The 18947-nt window shown below is 44.2% G+C and carries 13 protein-coding genes; 6 read left to right on the plus strand and 7 right to left on the minus strand.

Annotated features, from left to right (window positions below; translation table 11 throughout):
* Positions 1-142: 142 nt before the first annotated feature.
* From P2W71_RS12795 to P2W71_RS12805, 3 genes are all read left to right on the plus strand, one after another.
* A complete protein-coding gene (locus tag P2W71_RS12795) occupies positions 143-1420 on the plus strand; it encodes a heparan-alpha-glucosaminide N-acetyltransferase domain-containing protein (RefSeq protein ID WP_276371592.1) in 1278 nt (425 codons plus the stop codon).
* A 108-nt stretch (positions 1421-1528) separates the two neighbouring features.
* The gene (locus tag P2W71_RS12800) at positions 1529-2485 is read left to right on the plus strand and encodes a sialidase family protein (protein ID WP_276371594.1); all 957 of its coding nucleotides are present in this window, start codon (positions 1529-1531) and stop codon (positions 2483-2485) included.
* A 78-nt stretch (positions 2486-2563) separates the two neighbouring features.
* Positions 2564-3109, plus strand: a complete 546-nt coding sequence (locus P2W71_RS12805) for a hypothetical protein (RefSeq protein WP_276371597.1) — start codon at positions 2564-2566, stop codon at positions 3107-3109.
* A gap of 17 nt (positions 3110-3126) precedes the next feature.
* Here the strand turns inward: P2W71_RS12805 and P2W71_RS12810 are convergent, their stop codons facing one another.
* The 4 genes from P2W71_RS12810 to P2W71_RS12825 all read right to left on the minus strand — a co-directional run bounded on the left by P2W71_RS12810 (position 3127) and on the right by P2W71_RS12825 (position 7270).
* Positions 3127-3921 (minus strand): phytanoyl-CoA dioxygenase family protein, encoded by a 795-nt coding sequence (locus P2W71_RS12810; protein WP_276371599.1) that lies wholly within the window; start codon positions 3919-3921, stop codon positions 3127-3129.
* 103 nt (positions 3922-4024) lie between these two features.
* Positions 4025-4594, minus strand: a complete 570-nt coding sequence (locus P2W71_RS12815; RefSeq protein ID WP_346659958.1) for a TIM barrel protein — start codon at positions 4592-4594, stop codon at positions 4025-4027.
* Positions 4489-4956, minus strand: coding sequence for a hypothetical protein (locus P2W71_RS12820; protein ID WP_276371602.1), 468 nt, complete (start codon positions 4954-4956; stop codon positions 4489-4491). Before P2W71_RS12820 ends, P2W71_RS12815 begins: the two co-directional genes overlap by 106 nt.
* A 40-nt stretch (positions 4957-4996) precedes the next feature.
* Positions 4997-7270, minus strand: a complete 2274-nt coding sequence (locus P2W71_RS12825; protein ID WP_276371604.1) for a c-type cytochrome — start codon at positions 7268-7270, stop codon at positions 4997-4999.
* Positions 7271-7570: 300 nt separating this feature from the next.
* Between P2W71_RS12825 and P2W71_RS12830 the strand changes: the two genes are divergently transcribed.
* The 3 genes from P2W71_RS12830 (at position 7571) to P2W71_RS12840 (ending at position 12270) form a co-directional block, all read left to right on the plus strand.
* Positions 7571-7969: a hypothetical protein gene (locus P2W71_RS12830; RefSeq protein ID WP_276371609.1), complete on the plus strand. Its 399-nt coding sequence runs from the start codon at positions 7571-7573 to the stop codon at positions 7967-7969.
* Between the two features lie 452 nt (positions 7970-8421).
* Positions 8422-10827 carry a PSD1 and planctomycete cytochrome C domain-containing protein gene (locus tag P2W71_RS12835; protein WP_276371612.1) on the plus strand — a complete coding sequence of 802 codons (2406 nt, stop codon included), beginning with the start codon at positions 8422-8424 and terminating at the stop codon, positions 10825-10827.
* An 18-nt stretch (positions 10828-10845) separates the two neighbouring features.
* Positions 10846-12270: a DUF1501 domain-containing protein gene (locus P2W71_RS12840; RefSeq protein ID WP_276371615.1), complete on the plus strand. Its 1425-nt coding sequence runs from the start codon at positions 10846-10848 to the stop codon at positions 12268-12270.
* Positions 12271-13873: 1603 nt separating this feature from the next.
* Here P2W71_RS12840 and P2W71_RS12845 read toward each other — a convergent pair.
* Genes P2W71_RS12845 through P2W71_RS12855 form a run of 3 tightly spaced genes read right to left on the minus strand, consistent with a single transcriptional unit; the run spans position 13874 to position 18874 of the window.
* The gene (locus P2W71_RS12845) at positions 13874-14728 is read right to left on the minus strand and encodes a sugar phosphate isomerase/epimerase family protein (RefSeq protein WP_276371617.1); all 855 of its coding nucleotides are present in this window, start codon (positions 14726-14728) and stop codon (positions 13874-13876) included.
* Positions 14729-14786: 58 nt separating this feature from the next.
* Positions 14787-17960: a PVC-type heme-binding CxxCH protein gene (locus tag P2W71_RS12850; RefSeq protein WP_276371619.1), complete on the minus strand. Its 3174-nt coding sequence runs from the start codon at positions 17958-17960 to the stop codon at positions 14787-14789.
* A 47-nt stretch (positions 17961-18007) separates the two neighbouring features.
* A complete protein-coding gene (locus P2W71_RS12855; protein WP_276371621.1) occupies positions 18008-18874 on the minus strand; it encodes a ThuA domain-containing protein in 867 nt (288 codons plus the stop codon).
* Positions 18875-18947 lie beyond the last annotated feature (73 nt).

Below are 18947 nucleotides of genomic sequence, written 5' to 3' on the forward strand. Positions count from 1 at the left end.
TCTGAATCGCCATTAAATTCAACAATAGTATCTGTCGTTGCAACAAACGTACGGCTCGCAAATGAGGCTGGCCAATAGATTTGCCGTTAAAAGTATTCAAACACGGAGGAGCAGGTTTGATCACTTTTAACTACAACTTTATATGACGAAAATTCACGAAGGGCTCATAAACCCAGATGCGGGGTTGCGGGAGCATGCGGATCGAAACACACTGGGTGATCGAATCGTCGCTAGCATTAAACCAGCGATCAGAGTTGAATCAATTGATACGCTGAGGGGGATAGTGATGATCATCATGGCGATAGATCACGTGAGGGATTATTTTCATTTCGATGCTTTTTTGTATAGCCCTGTGGATGTAAATCAAACTTCGGCGCCCTTATTCCTGACGCGTTGGATCACACATCTTTGCGCACCTACGTTTATTTTTCTGGCAGGCGTGTCGGCATATTTTGTCGCGCAAAAGAAAACGATACATGAAACTTCTTTCTTTTTACTTACCAGAGGCATGTGGCTCGTTCTTCTACAACTCACACTGATTCGTTTCGCCTGGAATTTTGATCCCGCTTTTCATTATAATTCCAACACAATCATATCCGTCATTGGCATCTGCATGATTGTTCTTTCAGGACTCATCTATCTCCGGATGAAAACAATTTTCATCATTGGAATTGTCCTGGTACTCGGACACAACTTATTTGACGGCTTATCTTTTGAAGACGGATCTGTTGCCGATGTGCTTTGGTCGTTTCTTCATGTAAACAAATCTTTTGATTTTGGCGGAGGTTACTCTTTTACTTTCCTCTATCCTGTCATTCCCTGGGTAGGTGTTATGGCGTTGGGTTATTGCTTCGGTTTACTCTATCATCCCGATTATTCATCAAGGAAACGAAAAAAAGTAATCATTGATTTAGGTATCCTATGTCTACTTGTCTTTGTTATCATGAGGGCTATTAATAAGTATGGCGATCCGCTTCCCTGGAGTAAACAAACTGAAGTAGGAGCCACTGTTATGTCCTTTTTCAATCTCGAGAAGTACCCGCCGTCCATGCTTTATTTATTGGTAACATTAGGTATTTCGTTGTTATTGCTCGGTGCGATGGAAGGGAGAAATTTAAGGCGCTGGAAACCTGTCGCGCTATTCGGCAACGTGGCGTTATTTTATTACGTGGCCCATGTTTTTCTAATCCACTTGCTGGCAGTAATGGCAGCAGTTTTCACAGGTTTTCCGTGGTACGCCATGATATTTTCAGCGTCGCCCGCGAAAGGTAATCCATTGCTGAATGGAAGTTACGGTTTCAGTCTGTGGATGGTCTATTTGGTTTGGATCGTGGTGCTACTACTTCTTCACCCACTCTGTGTATACTGGAACGAATTTAAAATTCGAAACAAGAAAAAATGGTGGGTTAGTTATGTTTAAGTTATATGTTGTCAATTCGAAAATAGGAGCCAATAGGAAAGGTGCTGCATTCAGCATCTTTTTTTATTTTAGGGGGAAGAAAGCAAGGGGAACTAAAACAGACTTATCATGAGGCTCACCAAAACGTTAGTATTTTCTTTGTTTGCATTTACGATGTTGACGGGTGCAAATACAATGGGGAATAAGGACATTTCAGTTATTTATATTTCAAGCGATGGAGGCAAAACGTGGATGCCTTTTGATAATGGAATTCCAGAAGACGCAACTGTAAGTTCGTTCCTGGTGGTGGATGATAAGATTTTTGCCACAACAGATTACGATGGAGTTTATTCTAGTAGGGAAGGTGACAGGGAATGGAGACGCATTGATGAAAACTTACCAGACAACGTTGATGTCAACGCAATATCTACCCTTCAAAATGTTTTCGTTATAGGAACACGGAAGCATGGCGTTATGATATCAAAGGATAATGGACGGCATTGGGACAACCCGGTTGTTCAAATAAATAACACGGCCGTCAGAACTCTTCACGCAACAGGGAATACTTTATTTGCCGGTGCAGACAACGGAATTTACAGGTCATTTGACAATGGCAACACTTGGCAACATGTGTGGAAGGACATTCAGGTCAATGGATTTACGGAAATGAATAATACGATTTATGCCGCCGTGAGGAATGGTGCTGTCATGACAAGGGACAATGGAGCAAACTGGCAATACGTTTACCAGCCTCATACGTTGCATGACATCTCCACAGATGGTCAAAGAATCTATGCAATGACGTTGGGTGATGGACTTCAAAAATCGGATAATTCCGGTTTGGCTTGGGAGAACGCAAACAACGGATTAGGCAAACAGAAGCTTTACACGTTTGAGGTGAAGCGATTTAATAACAAGATTTTTGCCGCTCAATGGGACGGTATCTATGCATCTGAAGATTGGGGAAAAAGTTGGAGTTTAATAAAAAATGGTCTACCTGATTCTACGGCCTTTACAACCCTGGAAGCAACCAGAAGCGGTTTGATAGCAGGAATTGGATTAAGAAAAAAGCAAGTCAGGCAATAATTCATAATTGTTAAGTTAGATACCAATTTGGATATGTAAGTGCAGCTTTGTTTAGCAAGTCGTTTGTATTTAAATTTCATGGAACGATTAATTATAACTAAACGCCGAAAATCATTCTTAAGCCGGTTCGTGCAACCACACCTCGTTGTCCTTTCAATTTTATTTATAGGGGGAACAATTTCGCTAATAGTTGCTATAAAAAGCACGAAGGAAAATCTAGAGCTAATATCTTTTATCTTCATAATAGTCTTGGGGTTAATCTTGTTGATCAGACTACTCACTGAATACCATAAGGAAAGAAAGACCATGACCAAACTAGGAATTGATGCGAATAATAATTTTTTAATCGAGTTTACGGATTTTGAGAAGTTGGCGCGGGTGATTGTCAACCAGGATAACTTGGACGTTACCTTAAAACGCTCTTATAGAAATGGTGCTAGTCGACTAAGTATCGACTTCTGGATTACAGAAAATGACATGAAAAAGAAAATATTTAGACAGCACAGCAATGCATTATGGACTAGTCGTGATGTTAAGAATTTATTCTTAACAATTAATGGGTTAAAAAATAAAAAGTTATCTCAAAAGGAAGTAAGCATACTGGACGATGTTGAATTCTTATAATGCAAACTCCCTGCGCCTTATTTCATATCCTTCTTATCCGCCAGTCCCAGAATTCCTATCGCCGCCGGCGACAATCGATTCAATGTTTCACTTTTAATATAGCGTGATTGGTCGACTTGCTGTGGTTGATCCGATCGGCAAAAATAGCTGTGAATCGATCGCCTGCTTTTGTTTGTATGATTAGTTGTGCCACCATGCCAGGTATGCGAATTAAAAATGAATACGGAACCTGCCGGTGCTTCTATTATCACCTCGTCCGGATGTGGCGCTTCCGGATCAGATAAAATATCCTGTGGCAACGTTCCGGCTAGATGCGTACCTGGAACGATACGGGTTGCACCATTGTCCTTTGTGAAGTCGTCCAATAACCAAATTGAATTGCACACTTTGTACTGTCCTGGAGCAACCGCTTCATGCCAGTCGACATGAAGTTTCTGTAAACCCATCCCAGGTTTTGCCGCTCGATAATTCAACGAAGAAAGTTTTATGGATTGTCCTAACACATGGGCTAGACCAGCCAGCACGCGTGGATGTGTATAAAACATATCAAAAATTTCTCCCTTGTTTACCAGGTCAGCGAGACGGTCGGCGCCAGCTTCTTTCGGATGTCTGATATAAGGAGAGTCCAATAATTCTGATCCGGCCCGGTCACCCTCGGCTTCCATCAGCGAATAAATCTTCTCATTTATCATTTTAACCTGCTGATCCGACAGCAACTGCCCAAGGTTTAGATATCCTTTTTCATCGAGGAATTTTTTTTCAGCTTGTGTCAGGGTGTTCTCAGCAACACCCAGGTGATATAAGGTCTCCATAAATAAATGTTACCAGATTAAATTAATGATGTTGCTGAAAAGGAATAAAGTAAATTAATCGTTATTGCGTTTCATTTTAAATCGAACAACGATTTTAAATCAATCATACCGTTATACCGATATCTTTACCTACCGATCGCACAAATGCCGCTGCCTTTTCGTATTCGTCTGCTGTAGGCAAATGTTCGAGCATCAGCGGAATATCTTTCAGCTTGCTTAGCTCTTGTAAATATACGCGGTATTCCAACTGCCCTAAACCTGGGCGGCATTCTTCGAGCTGCGTCGAATAAGCATCTTCTTTCAAAGTAATATCTTTGCCATGGCAACTGCGGATGAGGTGTCCTAACTTTTTAAAACATTCTTTGATCAACACACCATTGCCGAAATATGCTTTAGGACTATTAATGATGTTCACGGGATCCATGTGCACTGCAAACTGTTTACGGTCGACCGCCTTGATGATCCGTAGGTAGCTGTCAGCGGAATCAGGGTGAATCCAGGGCATGAATTCAAGTGTGAAATACGTCCGTGTTGGCTTTACTTCATCAATGATTTTGCGTGTAACCTCTACGATCTGACCAAATGTTGCTTCAGATAGGTTGTCTTTGTGAGGGCCTGCCCAATGCTTTGGGTTTTTCGATCCACTAATATTGACGCAACAGTTTGCGCCGATAGTTCAGCCAATTTCAGCGAGTCAACACAACGCTTAAACGCCTGTTGTGCCATTTCAGCATCGGCACTTAACGGATTGCTCCAGGCTCCCACTTCCGCGATAACAATGTCTGCCTTTCGCGCCGCCGAGGCATATGCTTGAACAACATCCGCAGCTGCATCAAGTTTAAGAGGGCAGTAGGCAGCCCGATATCCAAGCCTTTTAACCGCCGCGATCCACGAATCGGGATCATCAGTGCGTTCAAACAACGGACCGCCCAGGCGAACGGTTGGAGTATCAGCGATCATTCCAGAGAGGGCAGAAGCCGCTGCTACCAACGAGGTGGTCTGAAATGTTGTTCGGACAAAAGTTCTGCGGTTCATAATTTATTTACTTTGCATTTTCTTTTTAATCGTGTTTGCATCACTGCTGGGGTTTGGCGCGTTCGCCCATCAATTCATTCCATGTCCAGGGAGCCTTACGCCCAGGATTTTTTTCACGGATATTTTTTACCTGTTCCGGAGTAATGATAACCCAGTTCAGGTAGCCTTCATTCATCTGGGGAAAGCTGCGCATACATAAATCATATCGCACGTAGTTTAAAACAGAAGCAACCCATTCATCGCTGTTGGCACCCATGGGAGGCATTTGGTCCAAGTAAGTTACGCCGTCCACGGGCCCGGTCAGTCCATGCAACATAATTTTGATTACTTCGTCTCTGTTTTCAATCAGCTTAAATTTGCTGATCAATGGTGGTGCAATATTCGTTGGCAATCCTTGTCCTTCCGGTCCATGACACGATGCGCAAAGTGATTTAAAAATAGTCGCACCCTCGATAACGGACTGGCGCGCCTCCGGTCGGAGTCCCACAAGTTTATAACCGTGGTGACGGGCATCTTCAGTTTTTTTCAAACTCGTCTTGATGCCGGCCAGCAGTTCATCTTCGGGTTTTTTTTCGAGAATCCTTTGGCCAATTGCTTTTGACACTCGAGCGTCAGACCGGCTTAACGAAAGCAGCAATTGACTTTGTACATCCCGGCTTGCATGAGAGGCGAGGTGTTCCAAGGCCGTCATTACTTCAGCATCGGATTTTTCCAGCCATGGCTCGCTCATCCTGATAGCAGCTTTTAGGATTTGCACCTCCTTATCTTTTAAGGCAGATAGTAACATCTCCTTATCGAGCATGTTCAGTCCTTCAAGCGTCCATAGCGCATGTAACCGTCCAGTTAGATTGCTACTGGCATCCGGCCCAATAGCTTTTTCTTTGAGCACGGAGATGACCGATTTGTCGCCGCGGACAATGAGTTCTTTTTGTGCATTGTCGCGCCACCATCCGTTGGGATGATCTAAATAAGAAACCAATTGGCTGACTTCCGCATCGAGCATGTTCGGAGTTTTTCCCCGGGACATGCCATCATAAACCAAGCGGTAGATCCGTCCATGTCTGATATTCTTGTGCAGTCCTTTGCTCAAGATTTGATCATATAAAAAACTCCCAGGCTGAGCCCATGTTGATTCCTGAATAATTCCCCGATACATGTCAACAATGTATAGATTGCCATCCGGACCGGTGTATGTATTGACGGGACGAAAATTCATATCGGTTGAGGTAATGAATTCATCTTGTTGATAGACATTCTTTAGGGAGATCTTCCCATCGTTGTCTGTGATATAGGCTCTTCGTATAAAGCGGCCAACAGGTTCTGCTACAAAATAATTGCCGACCATGTTTTCCGGCAGGCGATCACCTCTGAAAATAGATTGGCCCGTCACTGACGTGAAACCAAAGATCGTACTGTCAGGTCGTAACGTCTTGGGTCCTCCGTTGACATCCGGTGTTTTCACGGTAGGCCATACTTGCGCGAAATCTTCATCCCACGATCGCTCAAGGTCAAGCTGGCCATAAGCGAGATTGATTTGGAACCCAGTGGCTGCCATTCCTGAAGCAGCGCGACTAAAATACAGCCTGCCAAAATCATCGTGCGTTAAACCCCATTGACCGTTGGAACCACTCACAAGACTGTCAACGATTAGCGTGCCATCTTTGTATTTAAAGCGAACAGGATCGGTGGTCACGTAAATCCAATTGTCCAGGTTCCAATCGAGTCCGCTACGTTGATGTTCGATATTTCCAAAAGCACGCTTTGGGTTTTCGTACACTGGCCGTTTCTGATCAGCCTGACCGTCTCCATCACGGTCTTGATAAGCATAAATATTATAAGTGTTCGTTTCATTAACAAACAACTCATGTCCAACGCAAAGTAACATGCGTGGCGCCGACAGGCTGTCGAGAAAGACGGAACGCTTATCCATCTTTCCGTCATTGTCAGTATCTTCGAGTAACAGGATGCTGTTCATGGGTTCATCCTGACCTTGTGCATCAACGGTCTGCATATACGTTTCCATTTGGGCAACATACATGCGGCCATTGCCATCCCATGCAATGGCTACTGGCTCGTGGATCATCGGTTCGCTGGCAACCACTTCCAGCCGATAGCCTTTGGGAAGCCGGAAGGATTGAAGTGCTTGTGATGGAGATTGTGGTACTGTAATGGGATTTTGACTGACTACGTGAGGAATTGCAAAAATATCTTCGGACTCATTGCTGGAAGTTGACTGGCAACTAGTCAGCGTGAGAAAACAAGCAAAGACTACCAGGACGCAACGGAAAATGTCTTTCAAGAAAATTGTTTGCATGGCTTTAGGTTAGACTAAAATGCGATAAAAATAGCAGTATGTAAAGAAAATTATTGTTCATTGGAATAAGTGCTCACGTACGGGCGATTGTTGAAAGCCGGGCTTCAGCCAATGGATTGAAGACCGGGTCGTACGTGATTTGGGATGCCGGACTATCTTTGTACGTGTGACAGTTGGCCAAACAAGTTATCTATATTCGGCAATAGCCTCATATGCAGGGACGACATTTACCACATTAGTCCCGCACAAACAATCTTGGCTTTTTAAAGACGAATTTTTGAAGTAATTAAATTGAGAGAAGTGACGACCATCAGACCAGCGAAAACAACTGACGCCCGAGAGATAGCCCAATTATTAGTTCAGGCGCTGGGTGACTTGGCATTAAAATACCTTAACGGTGAAAAGATCGATAAAGCTTATCCTTTGTTTGAAAACTTCGTCATCCAAAAGGATAATTTATATAGCTATGAGAACACCTTTGTATGTGAAGATGCAGATGGAATTGCTGGCTGCATCACAGCATACGACGGAGCCAAATTTTTTGGACTGCGGCAACCGGTTTTAAATTATTTGAAAAAAGAATTCGGTTTCGATAGAATTCCCGAAAAAGAAACGAGTGGCGGAGAATTTTATCTTGATACAATAAGTGTATTTCCTCACAAGCAAGGAATGGGCGTCGATCCGCCATGCAGCCAATGAGGGGCATCATAAAGTGAGCCTATTAGTCGAGAACAATAATCCCTTAGCAAAAAGACTTTATGAAAAGTTAGGATTTCGAGGTTTAGAAACTGTAAAACTAATGGGTGCAACATATGAGCGTTTAGTTTATATCATTAATATGGATAGGCATGAAATCAATAAGCCATCGTCCTCTTAACTTCCGGGAACTGGACAAGAGCAGGGCATTAAAATTCCGGTGAAAATTTAAATTTGTAGACTGTGCATTTGCAAGTAGTAATATATGTTTTGTTATGTCGGCGGATGCGCGTAAATTTATTTAAAACCATTCATGTGATGCCGTGGTAAAAACACGCACACATCATTCGGATCGTTGTTATCTTCAGATCGAGACAATTTCTACTTTGATAAAACAATGATGACTCTCTATTCGGCGGTCGGTATATTCTTTTTTCTTTTAAAGCATCCGTGATATGAGCTGGGTTGCTATGGGAAGTTCTATTATGGTAAACTTTTGGCTTTGGCAGTTCTTAGGCCGTCTGCATCCGTTGATTGTTCATTTTCCCATTGGCTTATTGGTTGTCGCGCTGGTGCTGGAAGTCTTCACGTTAAATAAAAGAAATCAGGAGCTACGTTCAGGAATAAATCTTCTTCTGATCATAGGTTCCTTGAGCGCTATTGCCGCCGTAATATTTGGACTGTTACTGAAAACCCAAGATCAATACAGCGGAAGTGTGCTCGCGATTCATCAATGGTCAGGAATAGTAACTTTGATATTTTCGCTTGTAACGGTTGCGCTACACCGGCGCGTGGTCATGCAAAACAAGAAGCATCTTCTTAAAACTTACCGCGCGGTTCTTATTATTACGGTCTTGAGTGTCACGGTTGCGGGCCACTATGGCGCTTCTCTAACCCACGGCGCCGATTTTTTAACGAGTGTGCTGCCTTGGAGGAACATGCCCCGCAACGCTGATTTTGATATTACACAATTCACGAATGATGGAAGCACGCCGGTGATGAACGCCAAACAAATTGCTGATCTTAATCTGGAAGTAAGGTCGATATTTGCTCACAACTGCTATAAATGCCACAGTTCGGAAAAAATCAAAGGTGAACTCCGACTCGATAAAAAAGTATTTGTTATGAAGGGTGGCAAATCAGGAGCTGCGATCGTTCCTGGTCATCCGGAAGAAAGTGAAATGATCCGGAGATTATTATTACCCAGGGAAGACGAAGAATCAATGCCTCCCAAAGGAAAGACGTTAAGTGAAAAAGAAATTGCCACCTTGAAATTATGGATCAAAGCAGGAGCACCATGGCCCGATAACGCCGATGAGAAAAGCGTTTATCGTGTTGCTGAACTAGCACCAAGAATGCCAGCGTTGCCAAAGGAAGAGTCAGGATTCAATAATCCAATTGATCTGTTTACCAATGCTTACTTTAAGGAAAAAAAAATCGCATGGCCAGCAATCGTAGATGATAAAATTTATATCAGGCGCGTTTACCTCGATATTATCGGACTGCTACCACCACCTGAAGCTGTAGAAGCATTTGTTAAAGACTTAGACCCAGACAAACGCGCTGGATTGGTAAAGGAGTTGCTCCAGAGAGATGACGACTATGCACAGCATTGGCTGACATTCTGGAATGATGCACTTAGAAATGATTATACAGGGACCGGATACATCACGGAGGGACGGTTTTCAATCACCCAATGGCTATACGAATCACTAAAAACCAACAAATCCTATGATGTTTTTGTGAAGGAACTCATTAGCCCAAATAAGAGCTCAGAAGGTTTTATCAGAGGAATAGAATGGAGGGGAACAGTGAACGCCAGCCAGCGTGTTGAAATGCAGGCAGCACAAAATATTTCACAGGTATTTCTGGGACTAAACCTGAAATGCGCTTCCTGCCATGATAGCTTCATCAGTGATTTAACGCTTAAGCAAGCGTATGCCTTTGCAAACATATTCTCGGATACCACTCTTGAAATTAACCGGTGTGATGTGCCCACTGGAGAAATGGCAGGTACTGGAATTATTTTCGAGGAACTGGGTACCATTGACAGTACGGTGAGTGTCGACAAAAAATTAAAGCAACTGGCTGAATACCTGACATCACCAAAAAACGGAAGACTTTACCGTACGATCGTGAATAGGATCTGGTCGCAGTTAATGGGAAGAGGAGTTATAGCACCTGTAGACTTGATGGATAATATACCCTGGAGCCAGGACTTACTCGACTGGATGGCTTCAGATTTTTTTGAAAATGGAAATGACATCAAGCAATTAATCTTTACAATAACAACCTCCATAACATATCAACTACCTTCTGTAGAAATCAAAAGTGAAAGCGAGCTTATTGCTGACGATTATACTTTCAGAGGCATGCATCGCAGACGATTAACTGCCGAACAATTTGCAGATGCTGTCAGCGCTGTTGTTTACCCGGTGTACGATGATACCCTTAAGGTATTTAATCCAATCAAGAAAACGGCATCGGTTTCATCAGCTTCTCCATTCGTGAGGGCTTCATTAGTAAAAAATGATGGCTTCTTAACGGCCTTAGGCCGTCCTAACCGTGAGAATGTTTTAACAGGAAGAACAACAGAAGCTAATCTGTTGCAGGCGCTGGAGCTTACCAATGGGAATCTGTTTACAAAGGTATTAAAATCAGGCGCTAAAAAATGGAAGCGCAAATACGGTACAAGCTTGGAACTGATTCATTCAGTTTATAAAGAAGCTTTGAGTCGCGAACCTGAACCTGATGAAGTGAAGGTGGCCTTAGAGCTACTTGGGCAATCACCCGATGACGATAGCGTGGAAGATTTTTTGTGGGCGGTAATGCTCTTACCTGAATTTCAATTAATTTATTAATCGACATGAAAAGGGTGTATGAATAGAACCTGGAATCGTCGAGAATTTTTACAAAGGACCGGTGCTGCTACGATCGCTGCCTTAGCGGCAGGAATGCCCACGGCAAGCCTTTTAAGTTCTTGCAGCAGAAACAAGATCAAGTCAACCGCCGACACCGTGATCTTGCTGTGGATGGCGGGAGGAATGGCACATACAGATACTTTTGATCCAAAGAAGTATACGCCGTTCGAGAAAGGTATGCAGGCCAACAGTGTCTTAAGCACCTTTAAATCAGTACCCACAGCGTTGGATGGTATTCATTTTTCTGAGGGCCTTGAGTCGATTGGAAGTGTAATGAATCTCGGTACCATCATTCGTTCTTATGTAGCCGCTGACCTTGGTCACATTTTGCATTCAAGACATCAATATCACTGGCATACTTGCTATGAACCTCCGCAGACAGTCGCTGCTCCACACATAGGTTCGTGGATCGCGAAGGAATTGGGTCCGAAAAATCCCGTGATCCCGGCGTTTATTGATATTGGACAAAGATTTACCGTAGGGGAGGCCGAAGAACTAAAAGCTTTTCATACCGCAGGTTTTTTGGGAAATGAATTTGGTCCATTCTTTATCCCTGATCCGAGTGCAGGGTTGGAAAGTGTAAAGCCTCCAGTGGGTATGAGTTATCAGCGCTTTGAAAAGCGTAATCAACTTTATAATGAACTGATCAGTAAGAGTCCCTACAATGAATCTGGTAGTGATTATCAAAAAGAGTCGCTGAAACGTTCGATGGAACAAGCATACAGGTTGCTGAATTCTCCGGAAGCAAAGGCGTTTGATTTGAGTACGGAGCCAAAAGAAAGTTATGCTAAATATAACACCGGCAGATTTGGACTTGGTTGTCTCCTTGCCCGGCGACTGACGGAACAAGGTGCAAGATTTATAAGTGTTACCACGGAGTATGAACCCTTTAAAGGTTGGGATACGCACGAAAATGGATATACGCGGTTAAAGGGTATGAAAAAACAAATTGATGGTCCTGTGTCGCAGTTAATAAAAGACCTGAAGCAATCAGGACATTTGGATAGAACGCTGGTTATTCTCGCCAGTGAGTTTAGTCGTGATATGATGGTGGAAGGTCGCCCCGGAGCAAAGGTCAAGGAGCAGGTCGATCAGCCGGACGTAATCCATAACATAAAACATTATGGCATGCATCGTCATTTTACAGATGGGTGTTCCATATTAATGTTCGGTGGCGGTATTAAGCAAGGCTTTGTTTATGGGAAGACATCCGATGAGCGTCCGTGTAAGACAATAGAAAAGCCCATTAAAATTGATCAGGTACACCAGACGTTGTACCATGCGTTAGGGATTGCAGAAGATACGCATTACGTAATCGAAAAGAGACCATTCTATACAACACCTGATGGCAAGGGGGTGGCGGAGATGGAATTGTTTGCATGATGGGAAGTGTTGGGGTGTTGAAGTTCGAAGTGTTGGAGTGGCGGTGATAAGGTAGGTTGTACTTCGCAGTAGGCGTGGGGTTGATCGGTCGCGTGGTTTTACGAGTACGGGATCAACGGTGGTACAAATTTTTCTTCTTGAGAACAACAAGACCGTAAAACGCCGCCCTCGCCATTGTTGGTATTGCGGGTTGCCTAGTGCCCAAGCTCTACCAACAACCGCAGTCACTTGTATAACCGGTCTTTGAATTTTACAATTAAAAATCTAACGCTGCGGCCGTCTGCCCTTCAATTTGTTTTTTTCATTTCTGCATTATTGTGCCATAGAAAGTCTGTTATCCACTTGCGTGCGGTTGTTGGTCCGCCGCGCACGATCTTACGCACAAGACCAACAACGGCGGGTGTCGGATGTCCTTCATCGTCGTGAATAGGAAGAACGTGACAACGTCGCCGTAGTTGGTATTGCGTGAGAGCTTAGTGCGTGAGCTCTACCAACAACCGCACTCACCTGGATAACAGGTTTTGGTTGTGATAAATTAAAATCTCACAGTACGGCCCGTTTGTTCTTCCATTTGGTTTTTTCATTTCTGCATTATTGTGCCATAGAAAGTTTGTTATCAGCGTGCGTGCGGTTGTTGGTCCGCCGCGCACGATCTTACGCACAAGACCAACAACGGCGGGTGTTGGATGTCCTTCATCGTCGTGAATAGGAAGAACGTAACAACGTCGCCGTTGTTGGTATTGCCTGAGAGCTTAGGGCGTGAGCTCTACCAACAACCGCACTCACTTGGATAACAGGTTTTGGTTGTGATAAATTAAAGTCTTACAGTACGGCCTGTTGTTGTTCCATTTGGCTTTTTTCATTTCTGCATTATTGTGCCATAGAAAGTCTGTTATCAGCGTGCGTGCGGTTGTTGGTCGGCCGCGCACGATCTTACGCACAAGACCAACAACGGCGGGTGTTGGATGTCCTTCACGGTCGTGAATAGAAAGAACGTAAAAACGTCGCCGTTGTTGGTATTGCGGGAGAGCTTAGTGCGTGAGCTCTACCAACAACCGCACTCACTTGGATAACAGGTTTTATTTGTGATAAATTAAAATCTCAAGGTACGGCCCGTTTGTTCTTCCATTTGGTTTTTTTCATTTCTGCATTATTGTGCCATAGAAAGTCTGTTATCAGCGTGCGTGCGGTTGTTGGTCTACCCACAAGACCAACAACGGCGGGTGTTGGATGTCCTTCACGGTCGTGAATAGGAAGAACGTAAAAACGTCGCCGTTGTTGGTATTGCGGGTGGCCAGTGAGTTAGCTCTACCAACAACCGTGCTCACTTGGATAACAGGTTTGGTTGTGATAAATTAAAATCTCAAGGTACGGCCTGTTTGTTCTTCCATTTGGTTTTTTTCATTCTGCATTATTGTGCCATAGAGATTCTGTTATCCACTTGCGTGCGGTTGTTAATGAGCGGCGCGCAAGGCCAACCGCACAACACCAACAACGGCGGGTGCAGGAACAAAAATGTGACCTGAATTTTATGCGATTGATAAAGCCGCCAGAACTTATTGAATATTGTGGTACGTTGAAGCCGTTATACTTCAGCGCCCATCTATTTCAACCCGTGAACCTGGCACATTTGTTTAATAAATGCGTAACCCTTTTCAGCAATATCCCAGGGCTTATCGTATTCACGCCAGACGTTAATGGCATTTGCAAAATCGGGGTCGTTGCGCGAGAAGGCTTCTATAGTAAGCCATCCTTCATAATTTATTTTTGCTAAGGCAGAATACGTTTCATCCCAAAGGACATGTCCACTACCGGGAGTGCCACGGTCATTTTCGCTGATGTGGACGTGATGTAAAACTGGTGCAATGGTATCGAGGGCCGTTGCTATTTTTTTTTCTTCAATGTTTGAATGATGTGTATCATACATGGCCTTAACACGGGGATGATCAGCTGTCAAGACTAGGTACTTCAGTTGGTTCATGGTGTTACACAAATAACATTCAAAGCGATTCAGCGCCTCTAAGGCCAACGTTATGTTGGCTTGTGCTGCATATTCACCGGCAGTGTGAAGTACTTCTGCGCTCCATTGATATTCCTGCTCTTGCGGAGCGTTGCGTGAAAAGTTTGCGTGGGCAGAATGGAAAGGCCCACAAAGTACTTTTGAATGCATACCATGCGTTCTGTCGATGGCCCACTTGATCCGGTCCAATGCTTTTGCCCTCACCGTTGCAGAAGGGTCAGCAGGATTAGTATCCTTATCCATAACCGTTACTGCCGTAGTCTCTAATCCTAAAGCATGTGCATGATCACCAAAGCGCCGGTAAGCGTTGGCATCGGGTGATCCAATAAAACATTCGACACCATCGTAGCCTATTTTTTTTAGTCTGTCGACGGTGGGCAATACTTTATCAGAAACATCGGCTGTCCAGGCCAGCACATTAAATCCTATTTTTATCATCGCTATAATCCTTTGCTGTATTGCATATTTAAAAAACTATTTTGACGTAATCACTACGTTACCGCTCCATCGGATGTTGCTTTAGCAACTCCGCTGGTGAATAGAAACCGGATTTTTCTTTGGTGGCCTCCCGTATTTTTTTCACTTGTTCAGGAGAGATCGGGGATGCTTTATTACCGAATGAATTTCGTACGTAGGTAAGTACCGCAGCTACTTCTTCATCGTTAAGCAATCCCGCAAAAGGTGTCATTGGAACTTGTCCTCCGTATTTTTGTCCAAGCACTTCAATCGGTCCATGGAGCCCGTTCAGTACAAGCTTGATCAGGCGCTCACTGCTGCCTGTTACCCACGGAGTCCCGGCGAGCGGAGGGAAGCCTGACGCAGAAAGGCCTGCACCGTCCGGTTGATGACAGGTATTACAAAAACCATCACGGCTATAGATTGCTTTGCCTTTTGTAAACAGTGCTAAATCATTTCCTTTAAGATGCGTTTTGATTATTTCTTCTTTCTTCTCTTCTACCGACCTTCCGTTAAGATGCGCCACTGCTGTCTCATGAGCAGGCGCCATCCACTCGTCAAGTGGAAGTTTGGCAGCTTCGTTAAGAATTTCAAGTCCTTGTTCTTTGTTCAACCATGACGCAGCTACTATAGCTTCTAATCGTACCCGACCATGGTCGTCTTTTGCGGCTTGCATTAATAAATCGGCTTGATCTTTTACCTGATGGCCGGTATAACGAAGGACTCTTACGGCTGCTGCCCTTACATGATAATCTTTTGCAATGAGTAATTGTCGAAGGAGCGGTTGATCCACTTGATTCATACCCCAGCTTACCCAAAGCGCTTCCAGCAAGTGATGCTCGTAACGGGGATCGTTTTTATCCAGCTTCTTCATCCAGGTGGTCAGTTGTGACAGAACTTCGGATACGTTCCGTCCTCTTAATTCCCGGCGCGTCCGGTAGCGGGTCCGATATTCCGGAAGCTTCAAGTTATCCAAAAGGGCTTCGATGCTGGCGCCGGCTATTACTGCAGGTGTAATCAACGGCCGTGATGGATAGGTAATGCGATAGATACGGCCGTGCGCGTGATCACGAAGTGGGTCCCTTGCATTATGTTGCATGTGACCAATCAATATGTTATGCCAGTCGGCAACATACAATGAACCATCGGGGGCAAACTCCATGTCAACGGGTCGGAAGTTTCTGTCTTCTGATTTTATCAGGTCTAAACGATGATTGCTTTTATAGCCTGTGCCGTCATCAATTAAGGTATGCTGTTTGGTGCCAAGAAAACCTATGGTATTGTTGATCAGAAAATCACCCTGAACATCATCCGGAAAATGGCGGCTTGAAACAAACTCCAGGCCGGACGTTGGACGTACCCGATGTTTTTCTTCAATCAGTTGTTTTGATTTTGGATTCGAAACACCGTATCGTGATTTGACGGAACCTGGCATCATCCACCTTACATCAGGGCTTGAAGTTTCTGCGAAGAAGTTCTGTCCCCATTCGTCAAAGGCAATCCCCCAGGGATTAGGAATGGAGAGTTGCGCCGTCCGTTCCAAGTGATGACGTGCTGGATTATAACGGTAGAAGCCCCCGTTCGTTGCTCGCACGGGACCATAGGATGTTTCGACATTCGTATGTAAAAATACACCTTCCCCCATGTAGATTGCGCCTGAAGGATCGGCACAAAAGGCATGAATTTCGTGATGCGTGTCGTGGTCATCAAAACCACTCAATAAGATTTCTTTTTTATCGGCTTTATCATCACCATCGGTGTCACTAAATAAAACCAGGTTAGTTCCTTGCGAGATATAAACGCCCTCCGGTGCAATCTCAAAGCCATTAGCAAGATGTAAACCGCCCACGAACGTTTTTTGTTTGTCGGCTTTACCATCGGCGTCAGTGTCTTCAAGAATAATAAGTTTATCATCGGGGCGCTTGTCGCCTGGTTTATAATGCGGGTAACTCGGCATGGTTGCTACCCACAGCCGACCTTTGTTGTCGAATGATATCTGCGATGGTTTGGCCAGTTCTGGAAACTCCTTTTCGGAAGCGAACAATTCAATTTTATAACCTGGGGCTACTTTAATTTTGTTAAGAGCATCCTGGCCATACAGATATTCCAGACTTCCATTTTTTTCGGGATTATAATTTGTCTTTACTTCAGGAAGCGTAGAAGTTTTTTTGTCCGCTTCTGCGAGATCCATTTTTTTTCCTTTAGCTGCTTGCCATATGGCTTCATCCCGTATTGCGGTCATTTCGCGGATCTTCCTGATTTCAGCAGGGTAATTCTCCGGACCGAAAGGATTGTATCGTCGACCATAAACATGGACACCATTGGGGATCTTAATATCATTGTGCCACATCCAGTTTTTTTCCTGTACGGCGGCATGAACCAATTCCCGGTGCGCTTCTGCTGTTGGTGTAACCCTACCAAAAATTTCATCTGCCAGGAGCTTAGAAAATTTAGCGTATCCTTCGTCTGTTAGCTGTGAGCCATCGATGGTTAGGGGTTCATTACTGTTGTTAAACCAGGCTTTAGATGGTGTAAAGGCATCCACAAACGGAACATTGTTTTTCGCGGCGATTTCCTTCATTCCCTCTGCATATAGTTTAAGGTTATCGTTTTCAGTTTTACCATTGGGCAAATCAAATTTCGAAGAAAGATCTTCAAAGGCGATAGGGGATACAATGATTAACTGGGGTGGCACTTTTCCATTGTATTGTTGACTTTTCGTATGCCGGATGAATGCGTCAAGCTCATCTTTGTAATTCTCCAATCCCTCTTTACCCTGGAAAGACTCATTGAACCCAAAAAATGCGATGATAACATCTGCCTGAAGTCTTGATAGCCATTGATCCTCTGTTTCGAAATGACCCTGGCTGTCGGAATAATTTCCTAGCTCCGTTTGAAATTTCTCCGCTCCTGGAAATGCCCACGGAGATACCCTTGAAGCATGAGGACGAAAGCCCGGCGTATTTCCTCCATCACACATATTACGGATAAATAACAAACTGTCGGGATAACGAAGATGCATTTCTGTTTCGAAGTGGCCGAAGTTCATCATTCGTGATCCAAGATTATTGCCGATCAAAACAATGTGAGAATTTTTCTTAATGTCAATCTTCGGAGAAGGAGATTGAGAGCACTGAATAAGAAATAATGAAATGAAGAAGATTCCAAAAATTTTATACGTAGCGACGAGGTGCTTTTTCGGTATTTGGATCATGTTGATATTTAATTGCATTATCCCGAGCTTCACTTCGGGCCGATGCATTATTTTGTTTCTGTTCTATACGGAACGTCAATGGCGATTTTTCCCTTCCATTTTTTTGGTACCGGTTTGCCAAGTGTCCAATGAATGGCGTTGACTAAAACACGCTGGAAGGCTTCAACACTAAAATCTGCCGGGTGACCCAGCGTTGTTGCAAACACTTTTCCACCTGCATGAGTCTGCCACGTCCAGGCTACCGGGTTGTCTTCAAATCCGGCTTTGTCCGGATTGACAGCTTTTCCCATCAGGAGCCAGGTAGATCCTTTCGCTGGATAATCGGGAAGCACTTTATAAAGCCACGAGCTCACGTGAAAGGAGGGATCTACTCCAGTTAAAATGGGATGTTTTGCAGCATCTGGTATGACAGTAACGTCGGTACTGCATCCATGGCCGCAATGGGTATGCCCCGCTTTTCCACCCCAGCCGGGAGGGGAGCCCAATGCAAACTCTCCGAAAGCATTCCACTTTTCCAATGGATGACCCTTTGGATAATTGAACGCATGGGTACTGGTCCGTAAACCCACGACAGGCCTTCCGGATTTCAGATAGTCATCAATATATTTTACCTGGTCTGCCGGCAATCTCCTCCACCTAAGGTAGAATACAGCAAGGTCTGCATCCTTTAGCGCTTCTAATCCGGGAATATTTTCTTCCGCGTTGTGGTCCGGATGCGATTTAAGCACGGTCACCTGCAGACCATACTGTTCTTCAAGCGCTTTCGCCAATAGCGGCATCGTTGCTTCGCTGCTATACTCATGATCACCGGTTACAAAAACTATCTTTGTTTTTTTCGAAGCTGGTTGCGCCGACGCGAAGACGGTAAGCGCTATAACCAGGGCGATGGTGAGTGTGATGATTGTGAGTTTCATATCATAATTTTATAGATAATCAATGATCAACATCTAGCAATCAGCGGCAGTACCATTGTCCCACCGATTACCG

Source organism: Chryseolinea sp. H1M3-3 (assembly GCF_029360725.1).
Lineage (GTDB): Bacteria > Bacteroidota > Bacteroidia > Cytophagales > Cyclobacteriaceae > Chryseolinea.

Excerpts from the sequence above, each read along its gene's own strand:
- P2W71_RS12795 (WP_276371592.1), top strand. The coding sequence starts at position 143 with ATGACGAAAATTCACGAAGGGCTCATAAACCCAGATGCGGGGTTGCGG.
- P2W71_RS12800 (WP_276371594.1), top strand. The coding sequence starts at position 1,529 with ATGAGGCTCACCAAAACGTTAGTATTTTCTTTGTTTGCATTTACGATG.
- P2W71_RS12805 (WP_276371597.1), top strand. The coding sequence starts at position 2,564 with ATGGAACGATTAATTATAACTAAACGCCGAAAATCATTCTTAAGCCGG.
- P2W71_RS12810 (WP_276371599.1), bottom strand. The coding sequence starts at position 3,921 with ATGGAGACCTTATATCACCTGGGTGTTGCTGAGAACACCCTGACACAA.
- P2W71_RS12820 (WP_276371602.1), bottom strand. The coding sequence starts at position 4,956 with ATGAACCGCAGAACTTTTGTCCGAACAACATTTCAGACCACCTCGTTG.
- P2W71_RS12825 (WP_276371604.1), bottom strand. The coding sequence starts at position 7,270 with ATGCAAACAATTTTCTTGAAAGACATTTTCCGTTGCGTCCTGGTAGTC.
- P2W71_RS12835 (WP_276371612.1), top strand. The coding sequence starts at position 8,422 with ATGAGCTGGGTTGCTATGGGAAGTTCTATTATGGTAAACTTTTGGCTT.
- P2W71_RS12840 (WP_276371615.1), top strand. The coding sequence starts at position 10,846 with ATGAATAGAACCTGGAATCGTCGAGAATTTTTACAAAGGACCGGTGCT.
- P2W71_RS12845 (WP_276371617.1), bottom strand. The coding sequence starts at position 14,728 with ATGATAAAAATAGGATTTAATGTGCTGGCCTGGACAGCCGATGTTTCT.
- P2W71_RS12850 (WP_276371619.1), bottom strand. The coding sequence starts at position 17,960 with ATGATCCAAATACCGAAAAAGCACCTCGTCGCTACGTATAAAATTTTT.
- P2W71_RS12855 (WP_276371621.1), bottom strand. The coding sequence starts at position 18,874 with ATGAAACTCACAATCATCACACTCACCATCGCCCTGGTTATAGCGCTT.